We start from the raw sequence: 24608 nt of genomic DNA, 5'->3' as shown, positions 1-24608 counted from the left end.
TAGTACTATTATAATTTATTGATTTTCAAAACTATTGCATCATTTGCTGGAATTGTAACTGAATCCGAAATGGGTAAATTCCCATACAATGCAGATTTAACTTTCCAGCCTTCTTTTACCACAACATCCGACACAATATCGTCTATGCTGTAATTGATAAGAATGATGACTTTCTCTTTAGCGTTAGTATCGTGTTCCGTTACGCCTATAAAAGGATTAGATTGTTGTAAAACTCTTTTTTCTAGTAAAGGTTTTGCAATTTCTTTATAAATAGCGGCATATTTAGGTTGTCCTTTATCAAAAGCACCAGTTGTGGTGCTTAAATTATTTTCTAGCGGGAAAGTCAACAAATAAATAAATCCTTTACCGTAACTGGTTTTTAACAAAAGCGGATTGCCATCTTCTTCTGCCGCTAAAACAGTTGTTTTTTTAGGGTCAATTTTCAATTTTCGTTCGGATTTTGAAGTAAAAATTAATGGCTCTGAATTGATTGTTGCATTGAAAGCAATTGAACCCCTGCGTTTTTCATTCACTGAAACTTCAACACCTAGTGGTTCGTTAAAAGTAGGTAAATAAGCATCGTCTAAAGAAATATATAATGTTGATCCGCCTTTTACTTTTTCTAATAGTTTAAACCAATACTCTTTATAAAAAGGATCTATTCCTTTTAAGGAAGGCAGTAAATACAGTGGTGAATCAATCAATTCCTGATCTGCTTTTTGAAATTTAAAATCAATACCGGCTTGCTTTGCCAATACAAAACTAGAATACGCAACCGACCAGGAATCTTGTCCTTCAGTTAAAATGCAAACGGCTTCCGTTTTGCGAGCAGGTAATGTTTTAAAAGGCAATTTATCAATAAAATTACTGAAAGATTTCAATTCGGACATAACTGGTTTTGGTGTTCTATCTTCCTTAATAAGACCCAACTCTGCTTCAACAGAAGCATAATTATAAGGAGGATATTTAAAACTCAATTGATCGTAAGCACACCACCAAAAAGTTCCCATACAGTCGTGAGCCCAATTAGAGAATAAAGCTGTTCTTGCAAAAGCGGCTTTCTCTTTCTCGCCTCCCGTCATGGGGCCCATAACCCCAGTTTCTTCAGTTAAGGCAGGTTTCCCTCCAATATCTCCGTATAATCTGGTTTCGGCAGCAGCGTGCAAAATGGTACGCATTGTGTTTATTCCATCCTGACTGGTATATTTTGTCCACAAAGAATAAGGGTGGGTAGTTAGAATATCGGTTGTTGCCGCTTGGTCAATAATTCGCCAAGTGGCATTATTCTCCGCTTGCAAACTGTGCATTCCAGAAATAATTGGTCTGGTATTGTCTGCACTTTTAATAGCGCCCGAAATTATGGAAGACCAAACATAGGCCTGATTGTGATTCTCTAATTTTTGCATTTCGTTGCACTCATTTCCAAAATCCCAGGCTATAATGGCAGGTTTATTCTTTAATCTTTTTACAAAAGAAGTTACAAATTTTTGTTGCCAAACCAATGAAACTGGATCGGTCATGATATCTTTTCCTTCTAAAGCGGGTGGTAAATAAAGCTGACCGCTCATCCATCCCGTTACAAGGCCCACTACCAATTTTAAATTGTGTTTTTGTGCTAAATCTGCAAAAACTTCAAAGTGCTTCAATTGCTCTTCGCTCATACCGTCACTTCCTACTCCTGTTAAAGGTAAAGGCTGTTCGTCTTTAAAAGCAAAATATTTCGCTTCCCCTCTACCTGAATAAACGATATGAATGGGTTGAAAATCAGGCCACAGCGGAAAAACCCGCAATACCTTTATCCCATTCTCGGATAACTGCTTAAAATCCTGCTCAATAATTTCAGGTTTCCAATCCCTCCACATATGGGTTCCGGCGTGAGATGACCAATAATTGACACCTACAGCAAATGTACCCGGAGTAGTGAGTAATTTTTCTTGTGCATAAATAGTATTGAATGTACAGCAAATAAATAAAACGATAAATTGTTTTATTATATGCTGTGCAAAATTCCCACTTCTTAAAAATCCTTTCTTTCTCATTGGTTATAGTATGTATTTATGCATCATAAATTTTATTTTATGTGCAGAAACCGAAATTTATTTATATTTTATAATCCTACTCAAGCAATACCAACAGTGTTTTTTGCCATTTCGGCCATAGCATTATTAACTTAGTAAATGAGGCCTTTCATCAGCTAATTTTATAATGAATTCCCCGAATAAGGTATTTGCCCATGCAAACCATTTACGGGTAAATTTGGTAGCGTCATCCTTATAAAATGCCTCGTGCATAAAACCGGTACCGCCATGACTTTTCTTAAGCATTTCAATACATTCCTTTATTTCCATTTCATCATTTGATGTAATACCACGCATAATAATGCTCATGGGCCAAATCATATCCCTTCCTACATGAGGACCCGTTATTCCCTTTGCCACTTTGCCTTCAGCATAATACGGATGATTACCAGGTGTAAGTAAAAATTTCCTTGTATTTTTATACAAGGGAGTATTCACATTTATTGCTCCTAAATAGGGCAGTGATAACAGGCTGGGAATATTTGAATCATCAATTAGATAGCAACCTCCAAATCCGTCTATTTCGTAAGCTAATATTTCACCGGCCTTTTTATGATTTATGACAGCGTACTCTTTCAAAGCATTTTCAACTTCATTGGCAAGCTGCAAACATTCTGATGAAAAAGTTTCATCTTGAAATTGTTTCTCTACTATTTCAGCTAATTGGCGCAACGATACAACAGCAAAATAATTGGATGGAATTAAAAAAGGAAAAACAGTACCATCATCCGAGGGTCTGAAAACAGAAGCTATTAACCCAATTGGATTTACAGGTGCGCCTGCACCCCCGCCAGCAGCGGTATCGGTTGGCCGATTGGTCACGCGTTTGAAATTGTAAGAACCGTTATTACTTTTACGCTGTTGATTTTTAAAAGTGGCAACAATCTCTTTCATTGCCTTTAACCAGGTGCTGTCAAAACATGATTTATCGGCATTTTGTTTCCAGTATCCATAAGCCAGCCTAATGACATAACATAAAGAATCCACCTCCCATTTTCTTTCATGAACACCAGGTTTCATCAACGTTTCATCATTATGTCCCTTTCTTTCATTGTCATTAAAAAATGCATTGGCATAGGGATCAATCAATACATAGTAAGCATGCCTGTTAATTACTCCTGCAATCATTTTCTCCAGTTCTGTGTCATTTTTCATTAATGGGAGGTAAGGCCAAACCTGTGCAGATGAGTCGCGCAGCCACATGGCATCTATATCACCTGTAATAATGTAAGTGTCCGGTTTATTATCTTTTACAGTAGTAAATACTGTAGTGTCAAGTGTATTGGGAAAACAATTACTAAACAGCCATGCCAGCTCTTTATCTTTTATCTTTTTAGATACTTCAACTATTTCTTTTTCAACTGCCTTACTAATAAAACGCCTGTCCGCTAATGCCGGTCGTAATGACTTATAATCAAAAACCGGCATTTTAGCAAACACCATTTCTGGCAAGAGCGTAATGCCTAAACCGGCAATTACAGTCCCTTTAATAAAGTCTCTTCGTTTGTACATCTTTTTATTTGTTATTAATAAAATAAGGCAAACGATTCAAAGGCACGTCAATAGTGATAGTTTGGCCACCTTTATATTTTTTTCCCAGCTCATCTGTCCAATTTCCTTTAGGAAGTTTTACAGACCTGCTATTTCCTTTTACTGTCATAGGAGCAACGAGGTATTTTTCTCCCAGCATAAACTGCGTGTCGCAAGATTCAAAGCCTTGATTTGGAAACGAATACTCGAGATGACGCACAATTGGTTCCCCATCAATAGCTGATTTTCGTGCCAGTCCAACAATATGGTCACCCATCTTTGCGTGCAGCTGAGCAGCTTCCCTTACAATTACCAAGTGCTTTTCATCCAACACTCTCCACGGTGCAACAGAAAACTGCATCATTGGCATCAATGCCTGAATTTGGGCCGAACGCACCATTAATTCTTGATCAAATTTTGAGTAATCAATATTTTCAAAATTAGATAACAAACCGCCTCCTATCATATCAGGACAGGTGTAAGGATGTCCTATCAAACCGGCAGAAACCATGTCAGGAATTAATAATTTTAATTCATCCCAAGAGTAACCTTTGTCTTGCAAGCGCTGTGCAAGTGGCTGATTGCCATTCTTCCAGCCGGCACGAAATTCATTAAAATCAAACTCTGCACCCAATTTTCCAAATAATTCAGCCTGAATTGGACCGTTGGTATTTGTATCATCATTAGGAAAAACTCTTGAACCTTTGGAATAAAAATCAGAATCAACAGCATCAAATTTAAAACCGTCAATACTATAAGTACTTTGCAAACCTTTTAATTTAGATCGTAACCAATCAACGGCAAATGGTTTTGTAAAATCCAAACAGCCACTATAGCCATTCCACCATTTAATGATGGCAGGTTTAGTACTATCTTTCTTTAATACTACTGCTTTGTTTTTAGCCAAATGACCAAACTCTTTCCCATCTGGGCTAACAAACGGAGTCAGCCACAGCATTACTTTAAATCCCTTACTATGCAGTTCATCTACCATAGCTTTAGGGTTGGAAAATTTACTTGGGTCAAAATCAAAATTCCCGTAATCTTTAGACCAGATATCATCAATCATAAAAACACCTGAAGGGAAATTGTTTGCCAGAATATCATTGGCATATTTCAATATCTTTGGCTGATCCTGATTATAATTAAGCTCAATCCACATATTATACTGTGGCATTTTAAACATTAACTCATTAGGCATTTTTCCTGAGGCAGGAAAATAAAGCTTCATGGCACCTAAGTAGGCATCACGCAAAGTTTTGCCTGATGTTGCCGCATTGATTTTTTCATGATTTGAATGCAGCGTCATATCGCCATCCTTAAATTCAAAAGCAAATGGCTGATCGCTCCAGACATAACGTCCTTTGTTGGAAATCAAAAGCGGTGCTGCCTGATTGCCCCGATTATCAACACTAAGGTCATTTAGCTTTTCATTGGGACCATAAGGCTGAAAAGTGATATCCTTGAGAGGGGTGTTGCAGAAAGCTTTGGCGGTATAGGCTCCATACCATTTTTCATCTGATATCGATTTTATTTCTGAAATATTCTCTTGAGCCAATAGATTTAAAGAAAAAATAAAGGCTAGACAAATAAGGGCATTTTTTTTCATTTTTATTTTGTTTTTATTCCAATTTAAATTATTCAATTATTATTTTACTAATACAATCTGGCAAGCATATCCCTTTTAGCAATTTGATTTTCGATAGTTAAATTAATGGGACGACAACCTCTTTCTCATTCATTACAATTATGATTAACCTATCATCCGGATTTAAGAAACCAGTTGCAATAAAATCTTCTTCTGAATTGCTAAAGGTGACTTTTCCATCTAAAAAAGTTTCTTTTACTCTTCATAACCGTAGCTATATCCAAAATATAATGCATTTGCAATATTGCTTGCCAGAGCAATTAATTTAAAGTTTATCTCCACCAATTAAGATTTCAAATATATTATGATAATTGCTGGAGGGATAGGAAGCATCGTTCAATAAATAGAAAAAATTGCTCATTATGCTTTGCCAAATGGTTGCTGATCAAAAGAAACCATATATAATTAGTTAGTTGTTGTTAAAAATTTAGTATTGTACTTTTATTTTATATTTAAAAATTACGTTTTTCCAAAAACGAGTCTAATTCTTTTCTTGACATCGGGAGTTTTCCCTTATAGGTATTAAGCCAGCTTCTAAAATCTTTTTTAATATCCTCACTCCACTTACTATCAATGGTACCAGCTGTATATTTGCCTTCCTTTATACGCTGCTGTCCAAAAATATCGAACAGCTCTGTTACTTCGCCAGTCAGTACAATATGTTCAACCAAATGGGCGGGAATAAATATCACGCCGTCTTTTTTTGCTAAGACTGCATCTCCGGGAAGTACGGTTGCCTCACCGATGCGGATGGGAGCGTTAATACTTGTCAGGAGTGTTTTGCGCATGTAGGATGGATCAGTACCTTTTACCCAAGCATTAAAGCCTTCTACCTTTCGCAAATCTTCGGTGTCCCTGATATGACCGTATACGATTGCACCCCGATGTGAGCGCGCCCATACTCCGTTTCCTAAATTGGAGCCCACTACAGTACCATAAGACTGTTTATCATATCCATCAGCTACATAAAAGTCACCCTCGACCAATGTGGTCATGGCCCAGGAAACAGTACGTTTTTGCTGCCACATGCGCCCTTCAGTCTTTCCTTGCTCTATGACCTGATTCTCAAGATCGGTACGTGAAGGCATGAACTGAGCTGTTACTGCACGCCCAGTCATTACAGTATTATCATTCTCTTTGAGCAGTTTCCAATTACCTTCAAACTGATTGAAGTACCCTTTCTCAATAAGTTCAGCCCATGCCTCTTCAAGGGTAATCTCTTTTAACCTTTCCAGTAAATTATCTGAAACCTTAGGCCGTCCGTCTGCAAAACGCTCTCCCGTCCATTCTGTCGTTAAAGCTTTAATATAATCTGGCGACTGCATGACATTCTGTGCATTGACATAAATTGCTATGAAAAGAATTGTAAACATTAAAAAATTCCTAATTTTCATATTTAATAGTATTAAAATGAATTTAAAATTTAGTCTCTGAATATAACAGGATTATTTGTAAATAGCTGTACCATCTTTAAAATCAAGTGTTTTGACTTCCGAATTAATATAATTAAACCAATCGTCCTTGCTTTTAAAATAAATGCTCTTATCCCATCCTGCTCCTGCATAATAAACAAATGGGACGTTGGTTTTTACCTTGATCAAAAGATATTGATCGCCCTGATATGATTCATAGCCAATAAAATTTTTAGGATCAGCAAAAACGGCAGATCCAATACTTCCGTGCTCCGGACTTGTATTTTCCCAAGTACTTACCGATGCCGATTTTTCGTTTTTATAGATTTCGGGATGCCCGTATGTGGTGATGCCTATGGCAACAACAAGTTCACGGTCACTATCACTTTTTATGGTACTTGTAACTTTAAAAAGATTGGATCCTAGACCCATTTCAATGATTTTTTTTTCTTCCAGACCTGTTATGCCCGGAGCATTCCATGTTTGATAATTAAGCTGTACCCCAACGCCATCTGTCTGATTTTTAAGAAATTTATAACTGTCAAAAGTTTCTGAAGCATAAGGCTTTCCATCAACCCAAACTCCTATAGCGCCACAGCCTCTGAGTTTGCCCATGTGATAAAAATCACAGCCTTCTCCCCTGTCAATATGATAATCTTTTCCCTCAGCATTTAATTTGTACCAGTTATCTATAATTGGATAATCTACTTTTTTAGTCCATACATCTATACCATTGCCCACTTTAGACCTTACCGAAGGACCATAAACTCTATAGGCGATTCTATCATTTTCCCAAGCCACATCGCTTCCCCTGTCAAATTTCATATAGGTCCTTACGGTTTTTGGTGAGTCTGCAATAGAATAATGACCCATTTTTTTTAATGGCGTAACATCCTCTATACCCATTTTGCACGCCTGGGCAAATGCCAGTACGGCAGGACCAAAAGCATGATGGTCATTAAATACCCATGGACGGGATTTGTAGTCTTCCTTTGTTCCCTGATTGGGCGCCAGACAACTGAAGCAGGTATGACTAACAGACCCATCTGTTCCTATATAGGACATATATCCCGCAAGGCCAAGTTTGAAATTTCGGATATATTTTTGATCCAGTATCTTTTCTTCAAGCATAATCCCCAAGCCATATAAGAGTAATCCGCTTCCTGAAGTTTCAACGTAGGAAGATTTGTCTGTTATTTCCTGATGCCATAGTCCTTCTTTATTTTGATATTTTAATACTGCTGTAAAAAATTGCCTGCCTAATTTCTGAACTTCTTTGTATCTCGGGTGTGTCTTTGGCAGGTCACGTAGTAATATCGCTAATGCAAAAGCCCCCCATCCGTTGCCACGGCTCCAGTTGTCCTCAGAGATACTTCCCGCTCCTGCAAATCCTCTTGCCTGATGTAAAAGACCTGTCTCTTTATCTTTAAGAATCCGGAAAAGCCCTATAGTCTCATCAACTGCCATATTTATATATTTTTGGTTGCCAGATTTAAGTCCTGCATATAAAAGGTATGGACTTACTGCAAATGCAACGTCGATAAAAATTTTATCTCCAGTGGCGAAATTAGCAGTCATCAAGCCTTCGGGAGAACGGTTCTGTTTATGCATCATCTTGGCTGCAGCTACATTAACTTGTTTGTCCAACTCAGTCGCAGCATTTTTCCAAGCCAGAAATGCCGCTCCAGACCCACCTGCCTCATATGATATAAGACTCCCTTTTGCATTGATGGAACCATCTGAGAATTTTTTATAGGTTGAAATCGTATTTTTAAGCAATTCTTCATTTCCAGGCAAAACTGAAAACTCGCTTATTCCGTGCAGAAGCAGTGTGCCGGCATAAAAATCAAGTTCGGTGTGTTGTAAGCCTTGGTCGTAAACCGATTTGATAATGTGTTTAACATTGTAGGTCGTTTTATTTTGCTGTGCATTGGCCAAGATGATCCAGAGGAAAGTCAAATAATGGAATAAAATACGCATTTTCATATTATTTTTCAATAACTATTTTGGCAGAAAAAATTTCACCATTTTTATCAACAATTTTTAGCACATATAACCCGCTGCTAAGTTTATTGCTATTAATACTAAATGAATCAGTACCTGATAGCAAAATAGCCGAAGCATCTTCGCTGTAAATTAACTTTCCCTGCAGATCATACAACGCTACTTTATATTCACGGGCGTCAACAAACGGCATATCTATGTTTATGGTTTCCTTTACCGGGTTGGGATATACCCTAAAATCTTTTGCCTCTTTTTGAATTAAATCTGCTGTACCCAGATTAGGGCTGTATTCAAAGGCTCCAAGATCGCCCTGATTTCCTGAAGACCTCGCCAAATCATTAAAATCCTTAATAGACAAAGGCGCTCCTGCAACTTTATTGATGGCGGGAGATCCTTCCTTTAATTTATAATCATTGGATGCAGCGTCTACAAACTTAGGATCAAGTAAAATTGCATTGGTTCCTGAAAGCAAGGTGCTTCCAAATAATATATTGTTATCAATAACAATCGGATAGGTCTGGTTGTTGCCTCTTATTTGGACAGGTGATCCGGCGATTATGTTGTTTCTTATATTGAATCCGTAATTTGCTGCATTTGTGGCTTCAATCAACAGTCCGCAGTTCTCCCAATTTCCTGCACTTGTACCGCAGTTTACAATAGTATTCTGATATACATCAATCTCCTGCAATGGACCGTTGTTAAGATAACCGGCAATCCGAATTCCTACTTTTTTTATATTATATATGACATTATCGTGAACTTTCACTCCTTTTGCAGTGCCGCCTTCCTCGCTGGCGATAGTAATTCCTCCGCCGCCTATATCATAAACTTTGTTGGCATAAACCTCTACATTATTAATATTTTTTTGATAGGCATCTACATAAATACCGACACGATACAAATTAAAAACCGTATTATGGTGGATAGTTCCATTACTGCTGGCATTTTTTGCATCAATTCCCTCTCCTCCGTTAGATGGATCTGTCGGGCGATCAGAAACAGTATTATATCCTACCTCAAATGTCTCCACGCTTGCCATAGTGATACATTCATTTGTACCTGCTGCTTTATCTGGATACACACAAGCCTGCTGAACTTTATTGTTTAATACTTTGATATTTGATGACGTAGCACCAATTATCCCTGAGGCTCCAGTATTAAATGTACTGCAATTTTTTATGGTAATATTAGAGCTGTTAATGGCTATGATGCCTGCCCATTTCGAATTTATAATTCGCAGCCCGTCAATAATAATCCAGCTTTTCAGATTTGTGGCATTTGCCCCTGCAATAGTAATTAGTCCTCGTCTGTTTGAGACGTTAGGGGTTACAGAGACTGAACCATCTATGATTACCTCCCCTGAAATCTCTGCTTTGTAGGTAATTGGGAGGAGAGATGTACCGGAATTTATAAGATCAATCTGAAGTGTTGGAGAATAAGTGCCCGATTTTATAATCACGACATCTCCTGCCACAGCAACATGTGCAGCTTTGTTTATAGTAAGGTAAGGCTTGTCAATTGTACCGTCATTAGGGGAATCATTGCCGGTTGTAGCCACATAAATATTCCTGGCACCTGAAACTGATGTTGTCAGAACAGCCAGCAGTAAAATCAAATTTATAAAGATAGCCCTTTTCATATTTTTTAATTTTTTAGTATTTCTAAATGTATAAAACGATTCCTATTATCTAAAAAATCATTACAATTCTTTGGGATCCAGTACTGTCAGCTACTATAATTTTATCTCTAATTTCTGGCTGTCCTTATTAAATTGATGCATTACTTTTGTTACTATTGTTCCTTTTGTTACTGTTATTTCATAAAGTCCAAAATGTCCTCTTGAACGAACAGCACCTTCACTGTCAGACTCCTGTGTGAAGTTTGTTTTCCACTGCTTGGTAACCAGCTCACGCCATATGTGAGCATTAGGCTTTGGTGTCCAGTCTTTTTTAAACATAGCAGCATCCGGTTTCCAGTGTCTAGGCTCCCAAAAACCCCATATAGTAAATCCCGTCACAACAGACGAGCCGTAACATGCAATTAAAAAATCTCTTGTGTAGTCTGCCTGAAGTTCTTCATCTTTCATATTAATATCAAATTCTGTGATTTGAACAGGAAGTCCAGTGGATCTGAATAACTCAAGATCGGAGATTACCTGCTCTGGATTTCGCGGCTGCCTTCCCACATGTCCCTGAATGCCTATTGCATCGATAGTTGCTCCCTTAGCTCGCAAATCTCTGATTAGTTGTAAATATTCCTGGATATTTTTCGGGCTTGCGATGCTGTTAAGCATCCCATATTCATTAATAAACATTTGCGCCTGAGGATCTATCGATTTGGCAATCTGAAACCATTTAGCCTCAATGTCTTTTGGCAGGTAAGCAAAAAACTCTTTTTCATGTATTAGTTCATTTATAACATCCCACCCAATTACTCTTCCTTTTAAGAAAGAAGTTTTCTCGCGTATTTCATCTTCAATGTATTTTTCGAATGCCTTCGGATCTTTCTGCGCCAGCGTTTTTACATTTGCGGGATTAAATTTCCATGCTGGCCATACTAAATTATGACCACGCTGTCTGAATTTATTTTTCTCCAGCCATTCAAATGCTTCTATTGTTTGCTGTTGCTTCTTTTTATTTTGTTTCCATGACCCTCCTTTAAAGCCATTCTCTATTACGGCTGTATTAAAAAGTTCTAAAATATTTTTCTTGTAATTTTTAGAATCTGGCAGTTCTTCGGCTAAAATCTCCTCATTAGCGGCTGTTCCCCATATAAAATCTGAAGTTTTCATTTTAACCTCAACTTTTGCCCCTTTGACCGCTATTCCTTTCGAATCTGTTACACGAATGTCAATTGGCCCTGTTCTAATTTCTTCAATTCTTTTTAAGGCTTGGGTTCGCCAAGGAGCCTTCTCTTCACGTCCCAAATAGGTAAAACGTGTTACAGGCAGTTTTTCCAAAGAAACCTTATTCTCGAAATTCAAAACAACTAAGTCTTTTATTTCTACCTTTTGTGAAAGTGCTCCCAGAGAAATAAAAATTTCACCTTCTCCGGCAGGCATATCTGTTAACGCTACAAATGGCATATTATATTCTTTCCATTCAGGTCCTGCACCAAGCTGGATAATAATACTTTTGTCCCCGCTATAGTTTTTACGGTTCATATAAAAATTTACTACAGCCTCTCCAGATTCCTGTCTGGCGTATAGGGCTCTCATAGATAATCTGGCCAGTATCACATCGCCTTTTTTTACAGCTTTGCTACTAATCCATTTCACATTGACATCATAATGTGATTTTGCTGTTGCAAAAACTTCTGCTGTAAAAATTGTATTGTCGTTTTTATCTGTCGTGCCCACAAAAGTCGCTTTTTTATCAGGTGTTGAGCCATCTCTAAAGACAAAATCGCTTTGCGCATTTTCAGGAAAAATATTAATCGGTTTTAAAGCTTCAATGTCTGATGTGAGGCTGTAGCTTCTCTGTGCACTAGCTCCTGCATAAACAAGCAGAAGCAGCACAAATAGTTTTTTGAATTTCATGATTTAATTAAATAAAATTAGAGGAATGAATTATGGTGTCTTTATTTTTAAAAGACTTTTGTCAATTATCAAAATAGGTGAATCATAAATTAAAATATCTTTGAAGGTAAAAGTGTTCCCGCTTTTACTCCATTTATCATTTGGAATTGTATAAACTTTTCCAGATAAAATATCAACATATACCGGATTTTCAAAATTTGCATTTGAAAATGAAAAATCCTGGAGCCTGCCTGTATTGGAATTGAGCGGAATACTTTCATCCATCCAGATGGTAAATACCTGCTTTTTAGAATTTTTATGCTCATAACCATACACTGATAGGCTCCGGTCTGTGCCATAACTGTACCGGTGTTCTCCATTTTCAGCACCTTTTATGTTATAGGTATGGTGAAGGTCTGTTAAACGCTGCAGGGAATCATCAAATATAGATGCTATATGCTGCATAGCATAATATGCCATTTTCGGTCGCACTGCTTTTCTTGTTGCATCAGATTCAATAATACCTTTTACATTTAGTTTTGTTATAGGACTTCCGGCCAAGCCATAGTTCATATCAATAATTCCCAAAATACTGCACTGGATATCATGCCCAAGGTTACCCAACATTCTTCGCGTGTTCCATTTGGCCTGAGAAAGTTCTGTCCAGTCATAATCACCCAATGCTCCTCTTCCGCCACCTCCAAAGGATGGAGCTCCATTTTCTCCCTGCCGTAATTTAATTTTAGGATCGTATTTGTCCAGAACGGAGCGTAAAGCAGCTACATTCCCGTAATTAGAATCAGGATTGTATACATAATCATGATAAGTCATATTATCAAAAAGATCTAATTTTTTTTTATCATGAAGTACTTTAAAAAAGCGGTCGGCATATTGCAGATCAATATGCCCCAGAGATAGTCCTGAGATTATTGCCTTTGGTTGAATGCTTTTTATTATTTCTGCAGTGCGGATATTTAATTCGGCTACTTTTTCAGGAGAATTTATTTTATTGTCTCCAAAATTAGGTTCATTCCAAACTTCCCATTCCTTGATCTTATCCTTATATCTTACAACAAGAGCTTTGACCCATTTGTCCCATGCGAGAAGTGCCTCTTCAGAATTGGGAAGCCCGGCACTTAAATTGATACCTCCTCCGCCTTCGTATATTGGATTGCCATAAGAGGTTTCCATCCAGATTTCTAAACCGCGTTTTGTGGCATCATCCACAATTTTATCCAGCCATTGCCAGTCATACTTTCCTTTTTGCTTTTCTGTTTTTGCCCAGCCAGCCTGCATTCTTAATCTTTTGATCCCCAGCGGCCCTAAATATTCCTTGTACTGATGATAGTCAGTCATATCCCTGTCAAGGGTCTCACAGCCGATAATCCAATTAGAAACTTTTATTTCTCTGGCATTTCGAGATTCAACTGTTCCAATTAGCGGGATAGCAGGTTCAAACTTAGCGTTATTTATTTTGTTTTCACTCTGGCTCCGCATAAATTGTCCGGTAAGTAAAAGACTAATTAACAGTAATTTAAATTTGCTATAAGGATAAAAAACTTTTTCTAGTGTGGTTATTTTAAAAATCATGGGTCAATAATTTTATTCAACAAATAAAAGGCTTTCGAAATTTACTTAATCTGTGCCCGTGCACAGATTAAGTAAAAATATATATATTTGTAGCAAATATCCAAATTTTTTTGAATATAGCAATAAAAAATTATATAAAATTTGCTTTTAATAATTTTGAAGATAAAAAACACTTAAATATACAATACAAAGCTTACTATTGAATCAAGTAAATAAAATATACAAAAAATTGATAAACCGGATGAATCACTATTGATCTGGTTGATAACTTTAAATATTTCTATTTTTATTTATTTTTGGAAGAATATTATAAATGGTATGTGAAACTATTTACTTTTGTCAGGTACGTCAATAAAACTTAGCGGGATTATTATGAAAAAAAATTTAACAATTAATGAAATTGCAAAAATTGCAAATGTGTCCAGAGGGACTGTTGACCGCGTAGTGAATAAAAGGGGCTATGTGGCAGAGGACAAGCAAAAACAAATTGAGAAAATTATTAAAGAATATAATTTTACTCCCAATACGCACGCTAGAAACTTAGCGTTGAGCAAAAGCCTGAAAGTAGCGGTCATACTTCCTGAACATAAGGCAGGAGATTATTGGGAGCCAATTGCTAAATCAACCGAAATGGCGGGAAAAAATTATCTCCCCTTCGGACTGCAGATAAGTTATTACTTCTATGATCAAAATAATATTGACACTTTCAAAGATGTTGAAAAAAAGATTTTTCTTGAAAAAAATAGTGCCATTATCACCACACAGCCGCAAAATCCTTCGATTAAAGCGTTTTTGAGAAAATGTGTAACCAAAAAAATTCCATTTGTACTGTTGGGAACTAACAACACCAAATATGGCGCATTGTCAAATCTTGGGCAGGACGCTAATCAAGGTGGGAGACTCGCCGGTAGATTAATTAATTATGGACAGGAACATCCCGCTAAATATCTTATTTTCAATATCTTCAATGAACAAAATATCAATCCAAATGTAGTTAGCAGAATAGATGGATTTAAAGCTTATTTCAAAGACAATAAAAAAATAAAGACAGAATTAATAAATATAAATATTAACGATGCTCAACTAACTGCCAAAATAACAGAGAAATTAATGGCTCTTACTAAAAGTGATGGAATATTTATTCCAAACTCCAGAGCTCATATGGTAGCTAAACTTTTAAACAAAGATCAAAAAGTTCGATTTTTAGCCTTTGACCTTGTTACGGGCAATGTACCATATTTAAAAGCTGGAGTTATTGACTTTCTAATTAATCAAAAACCTTACGAGCAGGGATATAGAGGAGTTGAACTCCTTTACAGGTATCTGGCAACTTTTCAGCAGCCAGATGAAGTTATCAATATTGCAGCCGAAGTGATTACAATTGAAAATCTTACCAGCAATGAAGAAACAAGTTTTGAGGAAGAAAATAAATCGCTGAAATAATTCTTACTATCATTAAAAGAAACTATCAAATGAATCTTAATAAATAAATAAGGCATCAATCTTAAAATATCAGTTAGCTACACTATAGCTAATTCACAAAAAGTCTCCAATATCAAAATAACCCAAATTATTTTCCGCAAAATAGAAGAGCCTTTATCCGTTTCACAAGATAGGATGCCGTCCAATAGTTCCCCTTTTGTTCGGAAGGCACCGAAACTCTTACTAAATTGATGTTCAAAATGATTTTTGAACTTTGGATCATAATCAAAACTGTATCCATCGCCAACGTAATACATTTTATTTATGCCTACGACATTTTGAATATTTGCTTTCTCCTTAAGTTCTTCTTTAATAACATCGACAAGAAAATCCGTTCTTTCGATATTTATAATAGGTAATTCCCTTTCCATACTATTCCATTTTTAAAAACAATGGAAAACTACCTTTTCAGACAAACTCTCCAATGTCAAAATCATTCAAATCATTATTCCGCAAAGTGGAAGAACTGGTATCGTTCACAGATGAAAAGGTGCTATTCAAAAGCTCAGCTATTTTACGGGAAGCACCCTCAATGGAATTTTATAGCAGGCTGAATAATTCGGGTTCTTCTATTTTCTAAACAGAAATTGGGTATAAAAAAATGTCAAACTTTAGCCGTTTTAATGTCTAGCATTTTCGATTTACATTTTGCGACCTTTTTGATTATTTTGTTTTGGCTGGATTGGCTGTTGTTTTTCGGTAGTTTTTTTTATCATCTTTTCTGCTTGAAGGTTGCTTTTAATTAAATTCAAAAGAAATGTTTCTTTCCACGGAACATTTTTTGCTATAAACTGCAATTTTAATCCTTGTTTTACCAATCCGTGCTTAATGTCCAATCCATACCTCAGATTCCAACCTATCCTGTCCAATAATCTTTCAGATGGAAATTCAACGGCTATTAAATCCTTAGGAAATCCAGCTATGGTAAGATAATCAGGTTCCTGAAATTGGTGTGTTTTTGGATTATAGGGAATGGTATATGTTCTTTTATCTCCGTCATAGTAGCTTTCGATATCTGAAAATGCAATGCCTTGTGAAAGGAAATCGTCTTTAGGTCTTAGCTTGTCCATTCGTAAATCAACATAGAAAGTATGCCCTGCAATTTCTATAGTGGGTAGCAGTCCCTTTATACGTAAATCAAAAGCTTTCTGATCCACCATTATTTCAAAGTCGGTCTTTTGGCGAATATCATCAAGTGAGCAGTTGTACTTTTTGCACATACCCAATGGATCCATTTTGGAAATTTGGGGTATTTTGACAGTTGTAAAGATTTCATTTGCTATATCAGATGCATTTATTCCATAGCTCGTCTTTGTTTCGTCAAGACGTTTGGAATTTCTATTATATACAAATTCATAATGAGTACCGCAATCTTTCATATCCTCCAGCAACAGTCTCCATTCAGGCCTTTCTTTTTCGAGTAATGCCATTTGGTTTATGTCGAACTCGTATTGTGTTCCCTCAATTTTAATTTCGGGTAATTCTCTTTTCATAATGTTCATCTTTTATAAAAAGACAAAGGAAAGTCTATAGAAACTCTCCAATGTCAAAATCATTCAAATCATTATTCCGCAAAGAGGAAGAACTGGTTTCTGTTTCAGAAGAAAGGCTACTGTCCAATAGCTCGGCTATTTTACGGGAGGCACCTTCCATAGAATTTTCCAGCAGGCTAAATAATTCGGTTCCCTGTATTCTTTGAACTATATCAATCGCTGTTTCCTTTTGAGACGGCTCCAATTTTTCTTTTTGTAGCAACATCCCCACGGAGCTTAGTTCTTCAAAGGTAACCCCTTGGGCAAAACCGGTATCCACACCAGATATTCCGTACCTGTTCCATTCTTCTTCCTCTTCTTCAAAATCAGGCATATTACTGAAAACTTCGTCCAGTTCTTCCTGCGGAACTTGAATACCTACGTTTTCATTTTCGTCGTATTCTATGTCTAAATTATCTGGGTTTATCTCCTGTTCCGTTATTTGGCGTTCAGTGGCAGTATTTGGCACTGATTGGCTTCTTACAGGCTTCGGTTGTCCCATAATATCGGGCAGATTTGGATTGACTTTTTCCGGTGTTGTCTTTTGTACTGACCTTCTTTTAATGACGATTTTATCCTCCACAAGCAGAGCAATAATAATCAGAAGGCATATCACAATTACTGTTTCCATAGCTTATAAAATGGGTTTAAAACGTTCATTGAAATAATCAGTAATATCATCCCCAAACTCCCTAAAGTGATGCTCAAGAATGTTGTCAATGTATGAGTAAAGTGTTGTCTTTTCTTCCCTGGTTAACTGCACAATGCGGAGTAACCTTTCGTGGTATTCGGGACGTATGTAAACGACCTTTCCGTTACGACCTGATGGAAACCGATTGACTAGAAATACCTCCTCATAATCCACCTTCTTTGAGGAATTATTGCGGGGTTTTTCTTTTGGTTTTGTTTCCTTCTGTATTTCCTGTTGTTGATTAGCTTCGGGTACAGTAGAAGAATGATTACCACTCATAATATTCATAATCAATTCTTCATCAACAACAGGCTTATCGAAGTCTTTTCTTCTCTTATCTGTGGACATCCTTAACTATTTTAGAGATTGACAATTTTTAAAAATTCCTCGACAAACAAATCCATTCTAGTTACTTTCATAAGCTGTGGTTCGGCAGGTAGCAAACTTGACCGAAATACACTATTCAGTGTGTCATCCGTTTCTTTCCTAAAACGCTTACTATCCATGATTTGTGATGTCATTACAGATAAATCAAGCTCATTAATAACACTTTGATAAGCCTCGTATATTCCTGTCTTTTCCCGACCATCTACCTGATTCCAAAACATCCACATTTTTTGATCCTTATTACTCTCAGCCGTTTCGGGTAAACTAAGGAATGCTTTAGTAAAGCTCAACGTACTTTCCATAACCAAACGGTCAGCACTGATTGGAGAGAAAATAAAATCCATCGTTCTTAAGGTAGTAAGCACACCTTTTGTATTGGCTGTGCCGGGAAGGTCAAAAAAAGTTATATCAGGTTCTATTACAGATTTATTTACGTATTCCAAAGCTTTTGACAAGGCATCCTCTGCTTTGCAACTTATAATGGGATACGCCTTTTTATTGATGCTTTGATACAACTTCATTGCAATTCTTTTATGGTAATCATTCTGCATAATCGTTTTCAAATCCCTTTCTCTCATATTAGCTAAGCTGTGTTGTGGAAAATCACAATCAATTACAAGTACATTAAATCCTAAACGATAATGCAATACACTTGAAAGTAGTGCAGTCATAGTAGATTTTCCAACACCGCCTTTAGGCGTTGAAAAACTGATTTTTAAAGTTTTCTTTTTTGTTTCCATTATTTAAATATTTATTGTTACACATTTTATTTGTTTGGCAGGTTTGAATATTGGTGTATTTGAACTGTACCTATTTCCCGTATGCCTGTATTCCCTTTTTGGAAATTTTCTTGATTGTTGTTTGCTTTCATTACCGGTTGGTGGGTAATCCTTTTTAGGAAACGGTAAATCTTGCAACGGGTAAATTGCTTTACCGCTTTTATGCTTTTACATTTTTAAAGTTTTATGCTTTTAAAACCTTATACTTTTATTCCAAAATATCTGTGCTCAAATACGCTTTTCTTATTTACCTGAACACATTTTTTATAACCTGCATTAAAACTATAAGGCAAATAAAGCGATTGAATTGGCTATTGATTAATGTCTGGCGGTGTTTGGTACTCAGAGGCAGGGTTTGTCCGAGTATCACAATGCAATACTCTTATCAACAGGTCTTTACTTTGTAAAATGAATTTTACTAACGGATTTATGCAAAGCATCTTGACAAAATGTACACTAAGCAGAACGGCATCGAGCCGTTTTTCCCTGCTACATTTAATCCGTCCCGAAGGGCGGATTTTTGTGTTCATCAGAACACGGCAAGTTGTGTTTTGAGGCACTCGAAACTGAGTTCGTGCCTCAAAACAACTTGCCCTTGCAGGGGCTGGAAAACACCTTCCGAAGTCAGGTTTTTGTAGAACATTAAAATGGATTTGTGATGAATGAAAACAATAACAAAAAACAGCATAAAGGTGGACGGACACCCAAAATCGATCCGAGCATCCACCGCCATGTTTTTCGTCTGACGGATGAAGAAAATGCGCAACTATTATCACTTTTTGAAGCATCTGGCATGAACAACAAAGCAAAATTTATCATTTCGCAATTGTTCGGAAAGGAGATAAAAACGGTTAAAATAGACAAAGGAACAGTTGATTTCTATATGCGGTTGACTTCATTTCATAGCCAATTCCGTTCAGTTGGAGTTAATTATAATCAGATTGTGAAGCTATTGTATCGCAATTTCTCGGAGAAAAAAGCCTCCGCTTTTCTTTATAAGTTAGAAAAAAAGACGGCAGAAATGGCGGTATTATGTCAAAAAATAATTCAACTTACCGAAGAATTTGAACAAAAATATTTGAAAAAAAAGTGATGAAATGATAGCTAAAATTGGAAGAAGCAGTAATTTATATGGTGCATTGGCATACAATCAGCTCAAAGTGGAGAATGAAAACGGACAGATTTTGTTTGCCAATAAAATTATTGAAACATCAAGTGGGCATTATTCTGTGACACAATTAAGCCAATCTTTTGCTCCTTATCTCATCGCAAATCGAAATACCGAAAAACATACATTGCACATATCACTCAATCCCGACCCGAAAGATAAGGTAAGTGATGTAAAATTTAGGGAAATGGCGGAGCAGTTTATGCGTGATATGAGTTATGGCGAACAGCCTTTTATAGTATTCAAACATACCGATATTGACCGAACACATATTCATATTGTTTCGGTTTGTGTGGACGAGGAAGGCAAAAAGATTTCGGATAAATTTGAGAAAAGAAGATCCATGAACGTATGCCGTGAACTCGAAACCAAATACGGATTAATAGTGGCAACAGAAAAAAAGCAACAACAAAACGACAAAATTTTCAATCCAGTAGATTACAAAACAGGAGATGTGAAAAGTCAGATAAGTTCTGTTATTAGATATTTACCAAACTATTACCGATTTCAGACTTTGGGAGAATATAACGCTTTACTTTCTCTATTCAATATTATCACAGAAAAAGTAGAGGGCGAATTGAGCGGTAAACCTCAGCGAGGATTATTGTACTTTGCTCTGAATGAAAAAGGAGAGAAAACCAGCCATCCTTTTAAGGCATCTTTGTTTGGGAAAAATGCAGGACTTCCAGCGTTAGAATTACATTTTGAGAAATGTAAAGCCACATTAAAAGACCATCCAACAAAACTGACATTAAAATCAGCCGTTACCATTGCCTTGCAATCAACATCTGATGAATTGAATTTTAAAAAACAGTTGGCAGAACAGGGTATTAATGTAGTAATACGACGAAATGATACAGCACGAATTTACGGGATTACTTTTATTGACCACAACTCCAAAACGATTTGGAACGGTTCCGGTTTGGGAAAGGAAATTTCTGCCAATGTTTTTAATGATTATTGGAACCATAACATCAAACCCGAAATAAAAGAAGCTGATGAGCCACAAATCAAATTATTTAAACCAAATGAAACGGAAGATTTACCTGCGGAAAAACCTCATCATTTATTCGATTTTTTAAATACCGAAAAACACGGAGACGGTTTAATTGAAGCATTTGGTGGATTGTTTCCCGAAATACAAGGCGAAGATTACGAGGAACAGGATTTTGCCAATAAGATGACGAGGAAACGGAAACGTAAAAGAGGTCAATAGTAATCACTTTAAATATTAAAGAACAAGATGTGTTGTAAAAGTATTTAAGTATTTCCTGTAACCTGCGCTAAAAGCTGTCCATTAAACCCTAATAAAATTTCTAAATTAAATTTTCGCTTTCTATCATCTAAATTCTAATGTCTTTTTTATAAATTGCCACTGGGTTTCTGTTAAATCAGTTGGATAGAAGTGCTAAATTTAACATTTGTGCTTTTAATATAATATTTGTGCTAAACCTGCCAGCAGACCATACAAACACTACAAAATAGCAACAGATAATTAAATGATTAAAATTAATGTAAGACAAATTAAGGAGCCTGAATTTTCAGCAGGTTTTAGTATCCGTAACATCGGTACTTTGCTTTCTGAAAAAGATATGGTGCAGGAATTGCACAGGCACAACTTCTTTTTGGTTTTGTTTTTGGAAAAAGGAAAGGGCGAACATAGTATTGATTTTACCAATTATCCTGTTGACGACTATTCGGTTTTTTTTATGCGACCAGGGCAAGTGCATCAACTTACCTTACAACAAGGTAGCGAAGGGTATTTAATCCAGTTTAACCGTGAATTTTATGCTCCAAAAGAAGAAACTGTTAATTTTGTTTTACGAAAAGTGAGTAATAAAAATTACTGCTCGCTTTCTGTTGAAAATTTTAGAAAATTCAGTTCTCAATTATCATTCATATTTGAAGAATATACCCAAAAAAAAGACCGCTACAAGGAAGCTATCAAAGCAAGTCTTGAAATACTTTTTATTGAATTGGCAAGGCAAAGCAAAAACCCGAAAGAAATTACAAATGATGGCAGTAAATATTCCCAAGAGCAATTGGAAGAGTTATTAGAACTATTACAAAAACATATTGTAACCCATAAACAAGTGACACAATATGCCGAAATGATGCACCTTACTACATTTCAGCTAAACAAAATAACCAAAGAAATTATTGGCAAAACCTGCTCGCAACTCATCAATGAGCAAATTATATTGGAAACAAAAAGAAACCTATTAGCTACTAGCAATCAGGTAAATCAAATCGCTTTAGATTTAGGTTTTGAAGACCCATCCTACTTTATTCGTTTTTTTAAAAAATACACCCACTTTTCACCCGAAGTATTTCGTAAGAACTTTAAATAAGTCCTGCACCATTAAACTTTCGTCCTATCAACCAAGCTTTATCATAAGTTAATTTTGTAAAGAATTAAAAATGAAAAAAAATGAAAATAGTAATTGTTGGTGCATCAGGCACAATGGGGCAGTATTTAGCCAATGTGTTAGAAAAAGAAAATCACGAAATAATTAGGGCAAGCCGTTCTTCAACCGATGAACAAGTTAATACAACATCACCCCAATCAATAGAAGAAATGTTTGAAAAAATTGGCGCTTTTGATGCTTTGATTTCTACCGCAGGACCAACATTTGTAGGCCCTTGGAAAAACCTAACAGATCAAACATTCAGAACCGGAATAGAAGGAAAAATGATGGGACAAATCAATTTGGTGCTAATTGGCCAGCGTTACATCAATCCAAAAGGTTCATTTACACTTATCACAGGTGCGTTAGCCCACGAACCACAAATTAATTTTGCCAACGCATCTGCCGTAAATGGAGCAGTAGAAGGTTTTGTAAGGGGCGCATCAATTGAGCTGCAAAATGCTATCCGCATCAATGCCGTGAGCCCAACAGTAATTGAAAATTCACCTCATTATTTTCCATATTTCCCTGGAGAAATTCCAACAACGATGAAACAACTGGAATTTGGCTTTAAGAAAAGTTTGTTTGGAGCCATAACAGGACAAATTATTAAACCATAAAAAAATACTATGAATACTAAAACCAAAATTATTCAGTCTATCAAAATTTGGATAGTAATTTATCCTTCCATAACACTCTTTTATGCTTTGTTTGGTAGTTATTTGTCAGCAGTTCCATTGTACTTGCGAACATTAATCCTAACATTAATATTAGTGCCTTGGATGATATTTGTAGGATTGCCACTGGTACATCTGCTACTAAAAAAGATTTCAGCAAATGAAAAACCTTGACAGAAGAACTTTTATTAAACAAGGCGGAATTTTGGCAACAGCATTTGCAGTACCATTAAGTTTTAATCCATTTATAGAACATAAAGAAATGACCGAAAAAAAACACTTTGACGTAATTATTATAGGAGGCAGTTATGCTGGACTTGCCACCGCAATGGCGCTCGGCAGAGCAGTAAGAAAAGTACTTATCATCGATAGCGGAAAACCTTGCAACTGGCAAACGCCGCATTCGCATAATTTTTTAACACAAGATGGCAAAACACCAAAAGAAATTTCATCACTTGCAAAGCAACAAGTATTGGCCTATAATACAATTACATTTTTTGAGGGCTACGCAATAAAGGGATTAAAAACTAAAAATAATTTTGAAATTGAAACCGAAACTGGTGTTGTATTTTCGACTAGTAAATTGGTTTTTGCCACAGGAGTTAAAGATATGATGCCTAGTATTGGTGGGTTTTCTGAATGTTGGGGCATTTCTGTTTTGCATTGTCCATATTGCCACGGTTATGAAGTAAAAAATGAAAAAACGGGTATTTTGGGCAATGGCGAATACGGATTTGAGTTTTCTAAACTTATATCAAACTGGACGAAAGATTTGACGCTTTTTACAAACGGAGCATCAACGCTAACTATTGAACAAACATCTTTACTTGAACAAAAACACATTAAAATAATAGAAAAAGAAATTGAAGCGCTGGAACATATAAACGGATACCTCAAACAAATCATCTTCAAAGACGGCTCAAAAACAAGTATTAAAGCCATATATACACGACTCCCTTTCGAACAAAACTGTTCTATATCAGAACAATTGGGCTGTGAACTAACCGAAGAGGGACACTTAAAAGTAGATACTTTTCAAAAAGCAACTACAAATGGAGTGTTTGCTTGCGGTGATAATGTAACACGGATGAGAACTATTGCCATTGCCATAGCAATGGGAACAACAACAGGAATGACAGTGAATAAGGAACTGGTTGAGGAAAGTTTTTAAGCAACGAATTTACTAACTGACAAACATAGAGGGTTAAAATAGTTTTGCTCTAACGACGGTTAAACAAACAAAAAATGGTCTGCCATTAAAACAAGAAAATCAAATATTGTACTGCAAAAATAAAGCGACACATTTGATACTTTAATCCTAATTTTGAAGGATATTCAGTTGCTTTAATTTTGCGTATCTAATAGCAAATACTTAAAAGGTGATTGGTTGTAAATCACCTTTTCGGTTATAATATAGAGCCAATGACTTCCTTTGGACTCCAAAAGTCCATATTTTTGCATAGTAAAGCTTACACCTAATACATTCACGCCCGAACATTAAAAAATCAAAATAATAGAGGGAGAAGATGATTTAAGAGGACTAGCTAAGATAATGGCTTTTATGCGAGCAGTGAGCATTCTGGAAAAACCGGTCAATTTGACCACCTAATTCCGGAGTAAATTGACCACCCGTTCCGGAGCAAACTGACCACCTAATTCCGGAGCAAATTGACCACCAGGTTTTGTGGTGAATTAAGTATTAAAA

Annotated in this window: 20 protein-coding genes and 1 pseudogene; 7 read left to right on the top strand and 14 right to left on the bottom strand. The window is 36.2% G+C overall.

Annotated elements, in window-relative coordinates; translation table 11 throughout:
- Nucleotides 1–8 precede the first annotated feature (8 nt).
- From D0817_RS23140 to D0817_RS23100, 9 genes and pseudogenes are all read right to left on the bottom strand, one after another.
- A complete protein-coding gene (locus D0817_RS23140; RefSeq protein ID WP_127340716.1) occupies nucleotides 9–2039 on the bottom strand; it encodes a glycoside hydrolase 5 family protein in 2031 nt (676 codons plus the stop codon).
- Nucleotides 2040–2165: 126 nt separating this feature from the next.
- Nucleotides 2166–3590 carry a glycoside hydrolase family 125 protein gene (locus tag D0817_RS23135; RefSeq protein WP_127340715.1) on the bottom strand — a complete coding sequence of 475 codons (1425 nt, stop codon included), beginning with the start codon at nucleotides 3588–3590 and terminating at the stop codon, nucleotides 2166–2168.
- Nucleotides 3591–3594: 4 nt separating this feature from the next.
- On the bottom strand, nucleotides 3595–5217 hold the full coding sequence (locus tag D0817_RS23130; protein WP_127340714.1) for a glycoside hydrolase family 31 protein: 1623 nt from the start codon (nucleotides 5215–5217) through the stop codon (nucleotides 3595–3597).
- Between the two features lie 97 nt (nucleotides 5218–5314).
- Nucleotides 5315–5407: pseudogene (locus D0817_RS26555) on the bottom strand (glycoside hydrolase family 30 beta sandwich domain-containing protein); the annotation flags it as partial.
- Between the two features lie 301 nt (nucleotides 5408–5708).
- Nucleotides 5709–6650: an RraA family protein gene (locus tag D0817_RS23120; protein WP_127340713.1), complete on the bottom strand. Its 942-nt coding sequence runs from the start codon at nucleotides 6648–6650 to the stop codon at nucleotides 5709–5711.
- Nucleotides 6651–6701: 51 nt separating this feature from the next.
- Complete coding sequence (locus D0817_RS23115) at nucleotides 6702–8648, bottom strand: DUF4861 family protein (RefSeq protein ID WP_158286320.1); 1947 nt, start codon at nucleotides 8646–8648, stop codon at nucleotides 6702–6704.
- 7 nt (nucleotides 8649–8655) lie between these two features.
- The gene (locus tag D0817_RS23110; RefSeq protein WP_127340711.1) at nucleotides 8656–10311 is read right to left on the bottom strand and encodes a T9SS type A sorting domain-containing protein; all 1656 of its coding nucleotides are present in this window, start codon (nucleotides 10309–10311) and stop codon (nucleotides 8656–8658) included.
- A gap of 93 nt (nucleotides 10312–10404) precedes the next feature.
- Nucleotides 10405–12210 (bottom strand): endo-1,4-beta-xylanase, encoded by a 1806-nt coding sequence (locus tag D0817_RS23105; RefSeq protein ID WP_127340710.1) that lies wholly within the window; start codon nucleotides 12208–12210, stop codon nucleotides 10405–10407.
- Nucleotides 12211–12240: 30 nt separating this feature from the next.
- Nucleotides 12241–13779 (bottom strand): beta-galactosidase, encoded by a 1539-nt coding sequence (locus D0817_RS23100; RefSeq protein WP_127340709.1) that lies wholly within the window; start codon nucleotides 13777–13779, stop codon nucleotides 12241–12243.
- 372 nt (nucleotides 13780–14151) lie between these two features.
- Between D0817_RS23100 and D0817_RS23095 the strand changes: the two genes are divergently transcribed.
- Nucleotides 14152–15222 (top strand): substrate-binding domain-containing protein, encoded by a 1071-nt coding sequence (locus D0817_RS23095; protein ID WP_127340708.1) that lies wholly within the window; start codon nucleotides 14152–14154, stop codon nucleotides 15220–15222.
- Nucleotides 15223–15299: 77 nt separating this feature from the next.
- Here the strand turns inward: D0817_RS23095 and D0817_RS23090 are convergent, their stop codons facing one another.
- From D0817_RS23090 to D0817_RS23065, 5 genes are all read right to left on the bottom strand, one after another.
- Nucleotides 15300–15632, bottom strand: a complete 333-nt coding sequence (locus D0817_RS23090) for a hypothetical protein (protein ID WP_127340707.1) — start codon at nucleotides 15630–15632, stop codon at nucleotides 15300–15302.
- Between the two features lie 270 nt (nucleotides 15633–15902).
- Entirely contained in the window at nucleotides 15903–16754 is an 852-nt protein-coding gene (locus D0817_RS23080) for a hypothetical protein (RefSeq protein ID WP_127340706.1), read from the bottom strand.
- Nucleotides 16755–16788: 34 nt separating this feature from the next.
- The gene (locus tag D0817_RS23075) at nucleotides 16789–17424 is read right to left on the bottom strand and encodes a conjugal transfer protein TraD (RefSeq protein ID WP_127340705.1); all 636 of its coding nucleotides are present in this window, start codon (nucleotides 17422–17424) and stop codon (nucleotides 16789–16791) included.
- 3 nt (nucleotides 17425–17427) lie between these two features.
- A complete protein-coding gene (locus tag D0817_RS23070; protein ID WP_127340704.1) occupies nucleotides 17428–17832 on the bottom strand; it encodes a DUF3408 domain-containing protein in 405 nt (134 codons plus the stop codon).
- Between the two features lie 11 nt (nucleotides 17833–17843).
- Nucleotides 17844–18611 carry a ParA family protein gene (locus D0817_RS23065; protein WP_127340703.1) on the bottom strand — a complete coding sequence of 256 codons (768 nt, stop codon included), beginning with the start codon at nucleotides 18609–18611 and terminating at the stop codon, nucleotides 17844–17846.
- A 697-nt stretch (nucleotides 18612–19308) separates the two neighbouring features.
- Between D0817_RS23065 and mobA the strand changes: the two genes are divergently transcribed.
- The 6 genes from mobA (at nucleotide 19309) to D0817_RS23035 (ending at nucleotide 24074) form a co-directional block, all read left to right on the top strand.
- Nucleotides 19309–19743 carry a conjugal transfer protein MobA gene (gene mobA / locus D0817_RS23060; protein ID WP_127340702.1) on the top strand — a complete coding sequence of 145 codons (435 nt, stop codon included), beginning with the start codon at nucleotides 19309–19311 and terminating at the stop codon, nucleotides 19741–19743.
- A gap of 4 nt (nucleotides 19744–19747) precedes the next feature.
- Nucleotides 19748–21034 carry a conjugal transfer protein MobB gene (gene mobB, locus D0817_RS23055; protein ID WP_127340701.1) on the top strand — a complete coding sequence of 429 codons (1287 nt, stop codon included), beginning with the start codon at nucleotides 19748–19750 and terminating at the stop codon, nucleotides 21032–21034.
- 283 nt (nucleotides 21035–21317) lie between these two features.
- Nucleotides 21318–22169 carry an AraC family transcriptional regulator gene (locus tag D0817_RS23050; protein WP_127340700.1) on the top strand — a complete coding sequence of 284 codons (852 nt, stop codon included), beginning with the start codon at nucleotides 21318–21320 and terminating at the stop codon, nucleotides 22167–22169.
- A gap of 80 nt (nucleotides 22170–22249) precedes the next feature.
- A complete protein-coding gene (locus D0817_RS23045; RefSeq protein ID WP_127340699.1) occupies nucleotides 22250–22846 on the top strand; it encodes a short chain dehydrogenase in 597 nt (198 codons plus the stop codon).
- A 9-nt stretch (nucleotides 22847–22855) separates the two neighbouring features.
- Complete coding sequence (locus D0817_RS26645; protein WP_127340698.1) at nucleotides 22856–23077, top strand: putative antibiotic biosynthesis monooxygenase; 222 nt, start codon at nucleotides 22856–22858, stop codon at nucleotides 23075–23077.
- On the top strand, nucleotides 23064–24074 hold the full coding sequence (locus D0817_RS23035; RefSeq protein ID WP_127340697.1) for an NAD(P)/FAD-dependent oxidoreductase: 1011 nt from the start codon (nucleotides 23064–23066) through the stop codon (nucleotides 24072–24074). The genes D0817_RS26645 and D0817_RS23035 overlap by 14 nt, the downstream gene beginning before the upstream one ends.
- Nucleotides 24075–24608 lie beyond the last annotated feature (534 nt).

The organism is Flavobacterium cupreum (assembly GCF_003996965.1).
Classification (GTDB): Bacteria; Bacteroidota; Bacteroidia; order Flavobacteriales; family Flavobacteriaceae; genus Flavobacterium; species Flavobacterium cupreum.
The sequence above is the reverse complement of the archived record's forward strand: the minus strand, read 5'-3'. Positions and strand labels throughout refer to the sequence as shown.

Coding starts and splice junctions, on each gene's coding strand:
- D0817_RS23070 (WP_127340704.1), bottom strand. CDS start 17,832: ATGTCCACAGATAAGAGAAGAAAAGACTTCGATAAGCCTGTTGTTGAT.
- D0817_RS23080 (WP_127340706.1), bottom strand. CDS start 16,754: ATGAAAAGAGAATTACCCGAAATTAAAATTGAGGGAACACAATACGAG.
- D0817_RS23050 (WP_127340700.1), top strand. CDS start 21,318: ATGATTAAAATTAATGTAAGACAAATTAAGGAGCCTGAATTTTCAGCA.
- D0817_RS23035 (WP_127340697.1), top strand. CDS start 23,064: ATGAAAAACCTTGACAGAAGAACTTTTATTAAACAAGGCGGAATTTTG.
- D0817_RS23045 (WP_127340699.1), top strand. CDS start 22,250: ATGAAAATAGTAATTGTTGGTGCATCAGGCACAATGGGGCAGTATTTA.
- D0817_RS23115 (WP_158286320.1), bottom strand. CDS start 8,648: ATGCGTATTTTATTCCATTATTTGACTTTCCTCTGGATCATCTTGGCC.
- mobB (WP_127340701.1), top strand. CDS start 19,748: ATGATAGCTAAAATTGGAAGAAGCAGTAATTTATATGGTGCATTGGCA.
- D0817_RS23075 (WP_127340705.1), bottom strand. CDS start 17,424: ATGGAAACAGTAATTGTGATATGCCTTCTGATTATTATTGCTCTGCTT.
- D0817_RS26645 (WP_127340698.1), top strand. CDS start 22,856: ATGAATACTAAAACCAAAATTATTCAGTCTATCAAAATTTGGATAGTA.
- D0817_RS23140 (WP_127340716.1), bottom strand. CDS start 2,039: ATGAGAAAGAAAGGATTTTTAAGAAGTGGGAATTTTGCACAGCATATA.
- D0817_RS23105 (WP_127340710.1), bottom strand. CDS start 12,210: ATGAAATTCAAAAAACTATTTGTGCTGCTTCTGCTTGTTTATGCAGGA.
- D0817_RS23095 (WP_127340708.1), top strand. CDS start 14,152: ATGAAAAAAAATTTAACAATTAATGAAATTGCAAAAATTGCAAATGTG.
- D0817_RS23090 (WP_127340707.1), bottom strand. CDS start 15,632: ATGGAAAGGGAATTACCTATTATAAATATCGAAAGAACGGATTTTCTT.
- D0817_RS23110 (WP_127340711.1), bottom strand. CDS start 10,311: ATGAAAAGGGCTATCTTTATAAATTTGATTTTACTGCTGGCTGTTCTG.
- D0817_RS23130 (WP_127340714.1), bottom strand. CDS start 5,217: ATGAAAAAAAATGCCCTTATTTGTCTAGCCTTTATTTTTTCTTTAAAT.
- D0817_RS23135 (WP_127340715.1), bottom strand. CDS start 3,590: ATGTACAAACGAAGAGACTTTATTAAAGGGACTGTAATTGCCGGTTTA.
- mobA (WP_127340702.1), top strand. CDS start 19,309: ATGAATGAAAACAATAACAAAAAACAGCATAAAGGTGGACGGACACCC.
- D0817_RS23065 (WP_127340703.1), bottom strand. CDS start 18,611: ATGGAAACAAAAAAGAAAACTTTAAAAATCAGTTTTTCAACGCCTAAA.
- D0817_RS23100 (WP_127340709.1), bottom strand. CDS start 13,779: ATGATTTTTAAAATAACCACACTAGAAAAAGTTTTTTATCCTTATAGC.
- D0817_RS23120 (WP_127340713.1), bottom strand. CDS start 6,650: ATGAAAATTAGGAATTTTTTAATGTTTACAATTCTTTTCATAGCAATT.